At 43.9% G+C, this 13,693-nt stretch carries 6 protein-coding genes and 2 rRNA genes; 2 read left to right on the top strand and 6 right to left on the bottom strand.

Going from position 1 to position 13,693, the window contains the following annotated elements; genetic code table 11:
* Nucleotides 1–10: 10 nt before the first annotated feature.
* The 3 genes from BN8908_RS00520 to BN8908_RS00510 form a co-directional block, all read right to left on the bottom strand.
* A complete protein-coding gene (locus BN8908_RS00520) occupies nt 11–880 on the bottom strand; it encodes an outer membrane beta-barrel protein (RefSeq protein ID WP_021986752.1) in 870 nt (289 codons plus the stop codon).
* Between the two features lie 16 nt (nt 881–896).
* The gene (locus BN8908_RS00515) at nt 897–6,623 is read right to left on the bottom strand and encodes a PCMD domain-containing protein (protein WP_148453108.1); all 5,727 of its coding nucleotides are present in this window, start codon (nt 6,621–6,623) and stop codon (nt 897–899) included.
* 164 nt (nt 6,624–6,787) lie between these two features.
* The gene (locus BN8908_RS00510) at nt 6,788–7,645 is read right to left on the bottom strand and encodes a bifunctional methionine sulfoxide reductase B/A protein (protein WP_235837396.1); all 858 of its coding nucleotides are present in this window, start codon (nt 7,643–7,645) and stop codon (nt 6,788–6,790) included.
* Nucleotides 7,646–7,990: 345 nt separating this feature from the next.
* Between BN8908_RS00510 and BN8908_RS00505 the strand changes: the two genes are divergently transcribed.
* Both BN8908_RS00505 and BN8908_RS00500 read left to right on the top strand, forming a co-directional pair.
* Nucleotides 7,991–8,455: a YqaA family protein gene (locus tag BN8908_RS00505; RefSeq protein ID WP_021986749.1), complete on the top strand. Its 465-nt coding sequence runs from the start codon at nt 7,991–7,993 to the stop codon at nt 8,453–8,455.
* A gap of 177 nt (nt 8,456–8,632) precedes the next feature.
* Nucleotides 8,633–9,133: a YqaA family protein gene (locus BN8908_RS00500; protein ID WP_021986748.1), complete on the top strand. Its 501-nt coding sequence runs from the start codon at nt 8,633–8,635 to the stop codon at nt 9,131–9,133.
* On the opposite strand, the gene BN8908_RS00495 is transcribed toward BN8908_RS00500, so the two are convergent.
* The 3 genes from BN8908_RS00495 to BN8908_RS00485 form a co-directional block, all read right to left on the bottom strand.
* On the bottom strand, nt 9,134–9,727 hold the full coding sequence (locus BN8908_RS00495) for a MarC family protein (protein ID WP_068688332.1): 594 nt from the start codon (nt 9,725–9,727) through the stop codon (nt 9,134–9,136).
* Between the two features lie 775 nt (nt 9,728–10,502).
* Nucleotides 10,503–10,614 (bottom strand): 5S ribosomal RNA (gene rrf, locus BN8908_RS00490).
* 81 nt (nt 10,615–10,695) lie between these two features.
* Nucleotides 10,696–13,589 (bottom strand): 23S ribosomal RNA (locus BN8908_RS00485).
* Nucleotides 13,590–13,693 lie beyond the last annotated feature (104 nt).

Raw genomic sequence — 13,693 nt, 5'->3', positions numbered from 1 at the left:
AACGGTATCTTTATTTTCCTTCCTGAGTTTTTTTCTTCCGTCTGAATGACGGGATATATTTCTTTAAATGATATTTCTTATTAAAATCGATCAATTCATACGTTACCCCCACAGCCAAACGCATCTGGTACATTTTATACTCCAATTTATCGAAACCGTCCGTAAAAATCGACTTCAACCCGATATGTACTTTACCGTTCACGGATAAATTTTCCATAATACGCCGTTCATACCCGAACAATACCCCTGCATCCCATGAATCGAGGTCATCTGTAAAACTCATCGTAAAATTCGTATTCAAGGCCAGCACATCCTCGTCTCCTTTCGTGATCTGCATATATCCCTTTTTAGCAACGACATCAAACGACTGTTTTTTATTTATCGTATAATATCCTCCCAACATCACCCGGTTACGCCCACCGGAAAACTGATACTCCGCATACACCGGTATTTCGATCATGGAGAAACTCATATTCATATCCGCCATACCCGTAAAGAACACCGGTTCGTTATTATTTAATCCCTCTGCCTGAAAAAATTGTTCCTCCACAAAAGCTTCCGCATCAATAGCCACCGTCTTGTAATTCACTTCAGCCGTTATCGTAAACCGCTTACTCACCGGAACAATCACTTCCCCGCCAAATGTCAGGCGGGGTTTTATCTTCGGAGCGAACTCACTGGGAATATTGCTAAACGGGAAAGGCAATGCCCCTCCTATATCCGTTCCGATTCGTAAACCGAGTACCGGCCACTTTCCATACCATACTTCCGGCTTCTCCTTTTTTTCTTTTTTCTCCTGCTTTTCTTCACTGTCCTTTGCCACTGCTCCCACACTCACTCCCAGCAAGAATATCAGGCACAAAATCCATGTATATTTCATTTTATCCGTTTTTCAATCAATAAACCAGTTCCACATTATCCACTCTCATCTCACTACCGTTCACGGCATTGAAATGATTACCGTCGTAACTGGAGGAAGCCACAAACAAGAAATGTGTCGGCGTAACCGAAGCGTCTGTCACATTCAGGGTAATCGTATATGTCGTCCACGAACCTACATTCTGAGTCAGCATAACTTCTCCGTACGCATAACGTTTGTTGGCGGGATTCTTGGCATTCGTCGGATCGGGCCAATACTCCAATGCCGCCCATACCTGACCTTTATCCTTAGAACCGTCATTCAGAACACCGTTTCCCTGCTTATACTGCACATCCACTTTCACCTGCTTCGGCCGTACAGGGAAAGCAATACCGAAATGCGTCATCTTCTCCGGATCGTTCAATGCGTCCGTCAAACTGGTAAATTTAAAACTTCCCAGGAAAATCGTACCGGCAGCCTTCATTCCCACGGCTTCCGAAGTTGTCAGCAAAGCTGCCGAACCCGATTTACCGGTGGTTTTGGTCGTTCCGGAAACAAACGTATTATTTGCCGTAGACCATATATTTCCCGATGGCGTTTTATTGTCATTCCAGCTATCTAAACTTCCGTTATCCAATTGCGGCTTATAAGCCATTTCCAGGGTATACACCTGTTGATGTATACCGTCATCTGCTACAACTGTCAAGGTTTTACTTCCCGGATTACTGACATTCATACTCACTTGTGTACCTTCCTTTACCTTCGCCCGGGCTGATAATTGCATATCCAGGGCAATATTCAAAGTCGGCCAGTTCCGGTCGTATTTATTCAGTGTCATCACATCCGTTATCGTCATACTTGCCGTCGTCCCCGATAATTTCAGATCCGTAAACTTAAAGTCTCCGGTATTACTCGTCGTAGCGCTTACAATCGAAGCACCTTTCAAAGCCAATAATGAAGCATCCTGAGAAGCTTTATTCACAAACCGCACCGTCCATTCTTTTGCTGCCCCGCTTTCTGCCGTCACGGTATACTTTCGCTGATCCGTAGGTTTACTGAATATCATTGTCGCCGGGAAATTAGAAGTCGATTTCGCCGACAATTCTACTTCCACATTTATCTGAAAACCGGATTCAAAAGCATCCCGAACCCCACTGTTCAGATCGATATCAATCGTACCATCTCCGAGTATACCCGTCGTCGCCATTGAAATTATACCCGGTTTATTATTTCCTGTAATTCGGAAGCGCGTCACTTCGGCAGCATTACTTTCGTGATAGAGCAATTTAAACGTCCACTTCTTTTGAGTGCCGTCCTGGGCCGTCACGACATATTCCAAACTTTCCTGAATCTGTTTCCGGAATGTCATATCCGCCGGAATCATAGCCGTCGCTTTAGGAGAAAGCGTACATGCTATTCCCTTCAGAGTAAATTCTGTATGTCCGTTCCAGGTCTGCAACTCCAAAGTAATCACACCCGCCTTTGCATCGATCGAAGCCCCCAGAAAATTAATATCCGCAGGTACATATCCCGTATACTTCACAGCAGTAATATCCGCTCCGCTATTCTCTTCATATTTCAATTTTACGGTCCAAACGACAACTTTACCGCTTTCCGCCGTCACCTGGATCGTTTTCGACTCACTTGTCTTTTTCACAAAAAGCAAATCCCCGGAAAGATTACAGGAAGCCTTATCTGAAATTTTTATAGACGGCGTAATCTGTAAATTGGTCTGTCCTCCCCAATCCGCTACATTCACCCACACCGTATGTGCCGACTCATCGATTGTCGTTGCCGGACTTGCAAATACAACAGCCGCCGGGACAGAAGCTTCAATATGAAATGCTGTTATATCAGCCTCTTCACTGAAATGATAACGCAACTTCACCTTCCAGTCTTTACGGGTCACTTCATCCTCTGCCGTCACCCGGATTACCGTCGAATCCTGATATTTATCAAAACGAATCCGGTTGTCCGCCATTCCGCCGGCATCTATTTCCGTTTTAGCGGAATAAGCAATATCCGTCGTCACGGTAAACGGGAATGTCAGATTTTCAATGACATCGATATACACCGTATTCGTCTTTGCATCGATCACAGCTTCCGGATGATAGGTAACAACAGCAGGATCGCCCGCTAATACCCGGAAAGAAGTAATATCCGCCTGGTCCGAAAACGTATAATCAAGTACGACTTTCCATTCCGCCACGTCCCCGTTTTGCGCCGTCACATGAAAAGTATATTCATCTTTCGCGGACTGAAAAAACAAACTGGAACGGAAATCCGACGATGCTTTCGGAGAAAGCTCCATCTTTCCGACGTCCACAGTCAAGCGGCTCCCCTTTTTCCAATCTTTTACCGGGATGACAATTTTCCGTTGCTCTGTCCGTATCTCCGGCTTACCTAATCCGGCGGTTTCCGGTGTGTAAGAAGCGATGTCAAATGCCGTTACATTATTTTCTTTACTCTTTTCAGCCACTTTCACTTGCAAACGCCATTTTTTCACTTGTCCGGATTCAGAAATCACCTCAAAATCCTGCCCGGTAAATCCCCGCTCAAACGTCATCTGCGAAGGATTCAGCCCTTTTAATTCTGCTCCGTAAGACAAACGCAGCTTCGTATATACGGTAAACGGGAAAGCACTTTCATCCGGCGCATTGATCGTAATCAATGCCTGCTCCGGGTCAGGCCCGAATACCAAAGGAGCCTCTTCCATATTCATGGGTATGTACGACTCAATTTTATACTCCACAACATTGGCTTCCGTATTCTTAACTTTATCGCCTCCCAACTTGAAATTATAAATATTACTTACGGAAGCATCTTCGGAAATAACCTCCACTCCGATCCTATCCGCCGAACTGTTAAATGTCAGGTCCAATTCCCGGACTACCTGTACACCGGTCTGTGTCTTCAACGTACGTGTACGCATCGGAACCGTATTACCGACCACCTTTACCGTTGCATTCGGACTCACACTCAACGTCGCCGTTACGGTAAACGGGTATGTGGGCTGTGCATTCCCGATATACATAGTTACCTCATTATTTTCTTTTACGACAGGCTGTACAACAATATTCTCTTTATTTGTCGCCTCCACCTGCTCCACAACGGCCTCTGTATTTTTCGGCAATGCCAATTCACGGATACCGATTTGCCAGGTCTTCACCGTCTTATTCTCTGCAACAACTTTTACCACATTCACATCGGCAGCATTTCTGAATTCCAACCCGTTAGCCGGCAATTCTGTCTGCAAGACCGCAGCATCCGACACTTTTATGTCCGGCCAAACGATCAACGGCAATGCCCCCATCCCCCCATACACCTCTATCCATACCTTACCGTTTGTACGATCGATTTCCACATTTCCACTCAATTTATAATCCAAGGGTTGATAGCGTTCCAGCCTGAACGATACGATATCGGCCGAATCACCCGGCGGGACCAAATCTTTCAATCCGACCGTATAGGTATTGGTCACCTTCCCATTGCGGGACGTTACCTTCACCATTTCTTTCCGGCTGATATTGGCAAAAGTAAGTATTACTTTATCCGGCGTCGCACCTTCCGAAAATTCACTTCCGTTAATATCCAATGACAAAGGAAACCGGTTTTTCCCTGCAAGAATTTCCACATACCCGGTATTCTCTGCCAGCCCTACATTTCCCAATTGTACCTCAGGATCAACCGGCACCGCAACCAGCGTCTCCAATATAGCCTTATCACTTTTTACAACCTGATTTTTAAGACCGATCACCCACTCACGTACAATGCCGGATTCAGCAACTACATTTATCCGATGCACTTGCTCTTCGCTGGTAAACACCAAACTTTTCAACTCCGTTTGTAAATGTGCATTTGCAGATACAACGACAGCTACATCCATCCGTAACGGGAAAGCACTTCCCGCATCCGTTACCCCTAACGTTACACGTCCGACCTCTGCATCTATCGTCCCCTCCCGCTCAAAAGTAACATCAGCCGGGAATACCTGTGAAATCTTAAATGCAGTGATATCCGCCCCCACATTTTGTTTATAATCCAACCGTACAGTCCATATTTTTTCAGTCCCGTTTGCCGCTTCAACTCGAATCGTCTTACGGTCACTGATATTCTCGAATACCAGATCTTTCAATCCATCCGGCAGTTTTGCCTTTTCCGAAATTTTCACCGCATAGGCCTCTGCCGTAAGCAAAAACGGAAACTTTGCCTTATCAAGCTTTAACACCACTTCCCGGCTGTCTCCGGCCGGCATAAATATATCATTCGTAAATGCGACCCCTGCCGGTAATTTTTCAGCATGCAACATAATATTCTCCAATTCTGCATTGGCATCCTTACCTTGTTGCTTATTTACCAATTCTATCGTCCACTTATATTCCTCTCCCGATTCCGAAAACACAGAGAAGTAAGACTGACTACCTATCCCGGCAAAAGAAACTGCAGGCAAACGATATACATTGTTTTGTCCCGCTTCCACCCCTTTAACACTGGCTTTATCCGAGAGTTTCACAACCGGATATACAATCAACGGCGTCTTATCGGTTATCTCCTTCACCCCGTCATTCACCTCTATATACACTTTCTGCAAAGCAGTATCTACAGCCTGTGTTGAATTTACGGATACATTTACCTTCTCCGAGGGTTGCCAGGAATCGATACTGAAATTAGTGACCCAAGCTTTCCGGTCGTAACGATAATCCAGCTTAATTTTCCAAATTTTTTCCTTTCCGCTCTGTGATACGATCTTAAACCGACGGATATCCTCAATTCCGTTAAAAATGACACGACTCGTACTAAAATCTTCCGTTTCCCCATCCAGGAACTCCCAATGCGCTCCAACCGGTAAACGCAAATTATATTGGAGCATTACGTTAAAATTCTTCCAATCGCTCACTTGAGCTACTTTTACAGTAGCATTTGCTTGTACGGTATCTACAACAAAAACGGTATCGGCTACCTCCAGACAGTCCGTAAATGCAATAAACCCTCCTCCTTTCAGATTTACATCGTCACTCTCCGGCGTACGTATAGCAATTTTCCAATCCTGTACACTCTTATTTTCAGCCCTCACTTTCAATTTACAAATACTATGCGCACTCTCAAACCTCAAAGGAGTTCCCGCTTCGTAATCAATCAATGTACCATTTTCCGAAATCTGAATATCCGGTACAATCTCCAACGGGAAAACCGCATCACTGCTTGCGTTTACAAACACTTCGACCAAATTCGGCTGATAAATCCGACCATTTTTCTCCACTAAATCCGGAACATCCGTTTCCGCTTTGTAAGAGTCTACCCGGAAACGGACAATATTACCGGCATGACTACGAACATCTATCAATTTTATCGTCCAACGCTTAGGCAACCCACTTTGAGCAACCACCTGAAAACGAAAAGAATCCTGTAAATCCCGGAATACAAATTCACGGTATTTTTCTGAGTACAAAATTTTGGCTTGTGCCGACAGCTCAAAATCCGTCCGGATCGTTAAAGGCAGACAATCTTCGATCTTTCCCTTTACATTCAGCAATATACGTCCCTCTTCACCGGAAACGATCTCTTCTTTATCGATAATTACATCGTCAGTCGTCACAATATCTGCTTTCACCGCCTTGACCTCATTCGCATCGGAATAAATAGAAAAGTCTACACAACGGACAAAAAAATATAAAAAGAGAACGACAAATAAGCTGCCGTAAACAAATCTCTTTAATGAATTTTTAAAAACAGGCAAAAAGGTCGAAAAAAAATTTCCAATCATTTGTAACGACTTTAAATAAATTTTTTCTTTTATATTAACCTGTAAATATAACAAAAACTCTGCCAAAATGCTAATTTTTAATAACAAGCGCGTTTTTTAACATTTGACATGACAACACCCCATACTTTTCTTTTACTGTTTTTTTGCGTTTTCAGGTAAAAAAATCAGAATCGTTTTACATACCGATGACAATAAGGCGCTTTTCCCGTTTTCCCGTAATAATCCTGATGATAATCTTCCGCCTTCCAAAATGTAGTAGCAGGAGTTACCTTCGTTACAACCTTATAGCCTTTTGTTTTCAATTCTCCTATTAACTTTTCCGTTATCAGTTTTTGTTCCGGTGTCGTGTAAAACACTTCAGACCGATACTGATCTCCGATATCCGGTCCCTGTCTGTTCACCTGTGTCGGATCGTGAATTTCGAAAAATAACCTGGCCAATTTCTCATAACTTATCTTAGCCGGATCAAAAACAATTTTAACGGCTTCGGCATGCCCCGTCGTATCTGAACACACTTCCTTATATGTCGGATTTTGAGTATGTCCTCCGATATATCCGACTTCTATCGAAATAACTCCCGGTTGACTATGCATCAGATGTTCTACCCCCCAAAAACATCCTCCGGCAAAAATAGCGGTTTCCGTTTTTTCTTTTTTCGCCTCCTGCCCGGCCGGAATAAAATCCATAGATATCGAATTGACACAATGCCGGGTATTTTTCGATGTAAATCCTTCTCCTAAAAATACATGCCCCAAATGTCCGCCGCAATTCGCACAAACAATTTCCGTCCGTCGGCCGTCAGCATCCGGAATCCGTTTTACAGCGCCGGGAATTTCGTCATCAAAACTCGGCCAGCCACATCCTGAGTCGAATTTATCTTCGGAACGATACAACGGAGCTCCGCATTGCCGGCATACATAAGTACCTTTCTCTTTAAAATTATAATATTTTCCGGAAAACGGCCGTTCCGTACCTTTACGAAGTATAACTCGTTTTTCTTCTTCCGTTAATTCTTTTTTCATCGTTTGTCCCATTAAAAAATGCCCCGATATGAACCAAAGCAAAATCAATACACTTATTTTCATAATCTTCAATCTAATCTTTCTTTTTTACGACAGAACTACCTTTTGGGTTTTCTTCATCCCAACATTCACCTCTCTATACACTTCTACCGGCTGTTATGTTTCCGATCGTAAAATTTATTTCCAGCCTTCCGGTCCGTTTACAATAACAGCTCAGATAAAATACATTTATCTATGAATTACAACTGAATTTAAAATTCAAAATCTGTAATTTTTATCCTACCTTTGCTCTACTTATTGATTTCGATATTCCTTATTCAATAACGCATATAGCAATTTATCTCCATGGATTCACTCATCGATCTCGGCTATTGGGGCTTATTCATCGGTTCCTTCCTGGCATCGACCGTTATTCCTTTTAGCGCCGATTTGCTTTTAATCGGCCTCCTGGCCTTGGGCGGAAATATATGGCTCTGCGTAGCCATCGCCACAGTGGGCAACTGGCTGGGAGGACTTACCTCCTACTGGATCGGCTGGATCGGCAAATGGGAATGGATCGAACGCTGGCTGAAAGTCACTCCTGTACAATTAGAAAAACAAAAAAAACGAATCGATAAATTCGGCAGCCTACTTGCTTTTTTTGCCTGGCTTCCCATTGTCGGCGATCTTTTCGCCATTGCTCTCGGCTTCTACAAAATCAACCCAAAACTCTCCGCTTTATATATGTTTATCGGACGTTCGCTACGTTTTATGTTCTGGGCGTTTCTTTACATACACTATGCCGATCGGTTTATTGATTTTATCTCCTAAAACAGAGATTCATATAAATTGTAAATTTTAGATTGTAAATTTCAAATTACCCGGTAAACTGATTCGTCATCAGATTCATTTTAATCTAAAATCATAAATCTGCAATTAAAAGGTTCTTTATTTTCAAAGCAAACCTTCATCCCATATATTCCGTAAATTCCCAATAAATTTAAATATATGGGACCTGAAATTATTACCTTAACCGTTTCCGAATTTCTTTCTGCATACGGCTATTACGGTCTGTTCATCGGTTCCTTCCTATCTGCCCTCTTTATACCGATGGGGGCTGATATCCTATTCGTCGGTATGCTCGCAGCCGGTATCAATCCTTGGGTATGCTTATTGACAGCTACGACCGGCAACTGGTTAGGGGGCCTTGTTATCTATTACATCGGACGTTCCGGCAATAAAGAAAAAATAAAACGCTGGTTTCACATAAAAGAAGAAAGATTAGAACGACAAAAGGTGAAAATCGACAAATATGGCAGTTTACTTGCCCTTATTGTCTGGATTCCCGTCATCGGAGATGTTGCCAACGTAGCCCTGGGATTTTATCACACAAAGCCTCCGGTGACCCTATTTCTGATGTTCTTCGGACGTATGTTCCGTTTTTTACTCTGGATTATCCTCTACTTTATTTATGCCAATCGTTTCGTAAACTTTATCAATAAATTCTGACTAGTTAAATGTATTCAACAAAGCATTCAAATTAGCGGTAAAAAGACGGACAGCAATCGCCAACAAAATAATGCCGAAAAATTTACGCATCACATATACGCCTCCCTTACCGACAACCCGTTGAACATAATCCACCTTCTTCAGCACAAAATACACAAACAAAATATTCAACGCCAAACCAATAATAATATTCAGAATGTTGTATTCAGCCCGTAAAGACAACAGCGTTGTAAAAGAAGCAGCTCCGGCAATCAATGGGAATACCAAAGGTACAATCGTAGCAGAATCCGTCGGACCGTCGTTTTTAAAAATCTCGACCCCGAATATCATTTCACAAGCCAGGACCAAAATAACAAGAGCTCCGGCTACGGCAAAAGAAGATATATCCACATTAAAAAGAGCCAACAAAGACTTTCCGACAAATAAAAAAGCAAACAATATAACAAACGAGATAAGGGCAGCCTGACCGGCATGTACTGTCTTATTGCGTTCTTTTAAGCCCAGTATAATCGGAATAGATCCCAAAATATCAATCACCGCAAACAATACGATAAAAGCACTGAAAACTTCTTTAAAACTAAAATAGATATTCATAGCGTGTTATTTAATAATAAAAACGATTATAATGTTTAGAATAAAACATTATACAAGAATGTAGTTAAATTTATAATGCAAAAATACAAAAATAAAAACAGAAATTGCAGATTTTAAAATTTAAATTAAATCAATCCTCCTAAATACACAGAAAACCAATTTGCCAAATCAGATAATATACGCCCCCTCAGATCGTACAGCGATTTACTACCGATAAATAACTGTAACCTCTGCGGGGTATTTTAGAAAAATTACACAGTGGGACGGACTCACTGTGTAATTTTCGGTCTACGGTTTTAAATCAAATCACGTAAATTACGCGGATTTCGCTGAGAAATCCCAGACAGAAATAAACGATTACTCCTCCGGATTAAGGCAGGCCGTAAAGAAAATGCCAGACGGAAAAAATCAAAAAAACAAAATCATACAACTATCAAATTTACCGCAATATCCACGTAATCAGCAGGAATATAAAAGGCGGGGCATTCATGACACACCCGGGGTGCCGATTGTCTGCACGACATCACACAACTATATACAAAAAAAGAGTCTCATTTCTGTGACTCCGGGAGTAAATTGCCTGCACTACGTTACGGCTATTTACAAAAAAAAGAGTCTCATCTCTGTGACCCCGGGAGTAAATTGCCTGCACTGCGTTACGGCTATTTACAAAAAAAAGAGTCTCATCTCTGTGACCCCGGGAGTAAATTGCCTGCACTGCGTTACGGCTATTTACAAAAAAAAGAGTCTCATCTCTGAGACTCTTTCTTTCAAAATTCGGCACCTACCTACTCTCCCACCCTAAGGGCAGTACCATCGGCGTGAAAGGGCTTAACTTCTCTGTTCGGTATGGGAAGAGGTGGATCCCCTTTGCTATAGGCACCTTTTAATGTCTTTATCAGTTCAATATGTTAATCCCTGAAAAGGAATTTGACAAACATCGGGAAATCTACAAAAATATCATCCACATTATAAAGCTTTCAGGTTATTAGTATTGCTCAGCTCTGCCGTCACCGGCCATACACCTGCAACCTATCTACGTTATCGTCTATAACGACCTTTAAAGGATATTTCATCTTGAAGACGGCTTCGCGCTTAGATGCTTTCAGCGCTTATCACGGCCATACTTAGATACTCAGCAGTGCAACTGGCGTCACAACTGATACACCAGAGGTATGTCCAACACGGTCCTCTCGTACTAGTGTCAGGATCTCCTCAAATATCCTACGCCCACAACAGATAGGGACCGAACTGTCTCACGACGTTCTGAACCCAGCTCGCGTGCCACTTTAATCGGCGAACAGCCGAACCCTTGGGACCTTCTCCAGCCCCAGGATGTGACGAGCCGACATCGAGGTGCCAAACCGCTCCGTCGATATGAGCTCTTGGGAGCGATCAGCCTGTTATCCCCGGAGTACCTTTTATCCTTTGAGCGATGGCCCTTCCATACGGAACCACCGGATCACTATGCTCTTGTTTCCAACCTGATCGACTTGTGGGTCTCACAGTCAAGCACCCTTATGCCATTGCACTCTACTGGCGGTTACCAATCGCCATGAGGGGACCTTGAGAAGCCTCCGTTACGCTTTTGGAGGCGACCACCCCAGTCAAACTACCCACCATGCAATGTCTCCCTATAAAGGGATTAGACCTCAGATAAGCAAAGGGTCGTATTTCAACGGCGGCTCCACGAACCCTGACGAGCCCGTCTCATAGCCTCCGACCTATCCTACACATCACTTACCCAAAATCAATGCAAAGCTGCAGTAAAGGTTCACGGGGTCTTTCCGTCCCGTTGCGGGTATCCGGCATCTTCACCGGAACTACAATTTCACCGAGATCATGGCTGAGACAGTACCCAGATCGTTACACCATTCGTGCAGGTCGGAACTTACCCGACAAGGAATTTCGCTACCTTAGGACCGTTATAGTTACGGCCGCCGTTTACTGGGGCTTCAATTCAAACCTTCGGATTGCTCCTGAGCTCTCCTCTTAACCTTCCAGCACCGGGCAGGTGTCAGGCCATATACATCATCTTACGATTTAGCATAGCCATGTGTTTTTGGTAAACAGTCGCCTGGGCCATTTATCTGCGGCTGGTATCACTACCAGCGTCCTTTATCCCGAAGTTACAGGACTATTTTGCCTAGTTCCTTAGCCATGAATATCTCGAGCGCCTGAGTATTCTCTACCCGGTCACGTGTGTCCGTTTACAGTACGGGTCATTTATACCTGAAGCTTAGCAGATTTTCTTGGTAGTTAAATTACCTGCATTATCCGCGCTACCGAAGTATTGCGGTACTATCGCCTTTCACCTCTGCCTGCGTACTTGACTACAGGCATCTATGGGTACGGGCTTCAACCTCCTATTCCGTCAGGAGGCAGCAGTGTCATCGCTACGTCTCTGCATCGCAGTATAAATGAGTACAGGAATATTAACCTGTTGGCCATCGTCTATACCTGTCGGCTACGACTTAGGACCCGACTTACCCCCGGATGATTGACATTGCCGGGGAATCCTTGACCTTACGGCGTGCGGGGGTCTCACCCGCATTATCGTTACTTATGCCTACATTTGCTTTTCCGTACGCTCCACAATACCTCACGATACTGCTTCGACGCTGAACGGAATGCTCTCCTACCACTCTACTGTTACGTAGAATCCATAGCTTCGGCTGTATGCTTATGCCCGAGTATTATCCATGCAGGACCGCTCGACTAGTGAGCTGTTACGCACTCTTTAAATGAATGGCTGCTTCCAAGCCAACATCCTAGCTGTCTAAGCAGTCCCACCGCGTTTTAATGTCAACTCAGCATACAATTGGGGGCCTTAGCTGATGGGCTGAGTTCTTCCTCTTTCGTCCACGGACCTTAGCACCCGTGGGCTCACTCCCTGTCTTTAAAGTCTTAGCATTCGGAGTTTGGCCGGATTTGATAGGCGGTGAAGCCCTCGCATCCAATCAGTAGCTCTACCTCTAAGACTAAACAACAGAGGCTGCACCTAAATGCATTTCGGAGAGTACGAGCTATTTCCCAGTTTGATTGGCCTTTCACCCCTACCCACAAGTCATCCGGAAGCTTTTCAACGCTTATCGGTTCGGTCCTCCAGTTTGTGTTACCAAACCTTCAACCTGCTCATGGGTAGATCACTAAGGTTTCGCGTCTACCACCACCAACTTGACGCCCTGTTCAGACTCGCTTTCGCTTCGGCTCACGTACCTAGAAGTACTTAACCTCGCTGGTGATGAGTAACTCGTAGGCTCATTATGCAAAAGGCACGCCGTCACCCCAAAAAGGGCTCCGACCGCTTGTAGGCGCATGGTTTCAGGGACTATTTCACTCCCCTGTTCGGGGTGCTTTTCACCTTTCCTTCACAGTACTGGTTCACTATCGGTCTCTCACTAGTATTTAGCCTTGCCGGATGGGCCCGGCCGATTCAGACAGGATTTCACGTGTCCCGCCTTACTCAGGATATCACTATGCATTATAAACTTACATGTACGGGATTATCACCCTCTCTGATCACATTTTCCAATGTGTTCCATTTCATTTATTTCTGCAATATTGTGATCCTACTACCCCGCCACTGCCGAAACAATGACGGTTTGGGCTGTTCCCCGGTCGCTCGCCGCTACTGGGGGAATCACTATTGTTTTATTTTCCTACAGGTACTTAGATGTTTCAGTTCCCTGCGTTCGCTTACCTGACGGTATAGTACATCTTCAATGTACTGGGTTGCCCCATTCGGAAACCTCCGGATTTACGGTTATTTGCACCTACCCGGAGCTTATCGCAGCTTATCACGTCCTTCATCGCCTGTGAGAGCCTAGGCATCCACCATACGCCCTTAATTGCTTTTATAATTTATACTTGCTACTCTCGTATATTCAATATCTCTATTGTATACTATTTGTTATAGCTGTTATGGATCATATTTCCATAAATTTCCCAATATGTCAAAGAACT

The organism is Culturomica massiliensis (assembly GCF_900091655.1).
In the GTDB taxonomy this organism is placed as follows: domain Bacteria; phylum Bacteroidota; class Bacteroidia; order Bacteroidales; family Marinifilaceae; genus Culturomica; species Culturomica massiliensis.
Note: the sequence above shows the minus strand (reverse complement) of the source record. Positions and strands in the feature narration are given on the sequence as shown.

Excerpts from the sequence above, each read along its gene's own strand:
- BN8908_RS00520 (WP_021986752.1), bottom strand. The coding sequence starts at position 880 with ATGAAATATACATGGATTTTGTGCCTGATATTCTTGCTGGGAGTGAGT.
- BN8908_RS00505 (WP_021986749.1), top strand. The coding sequence starts at position 7,991 with ATGGATTCACTCATCGATCTCGGCTATTGGGGCTTATTCATCGGTTCC.
- BN8908_RS00495 (WP_068688332.1), bottom strand. The coding sequence starts at position 9,727 with ATGAATATCTATTTTAGTTTTAAAGAAGTTTTCAGTGCTTTTATCGTA.
- BN8908_RS00515 (WP_148453108.1), bottom strand. The coding sequence starts at position 6,623 with ATGATTGGAAATTTTTTTTCGACCTTTTTGCCTGTTTTTAAAAATTCA.
- BN8908_RS00510 (WP_235837396.1), bottom strand. The coding sequence starts at position 7,645 with ATGAAAAAAGAATTAACGGAAGAAGAAAAACGAGTTATACTTCGTAAA.
- BN8908_RS00500 (WP_021986748.1), top strand. The coding sequence starts at position 8,633 with ATGGGACCTGAAATTATTACCTTAACCGTTTCCGAATTTCTTTCTGCA.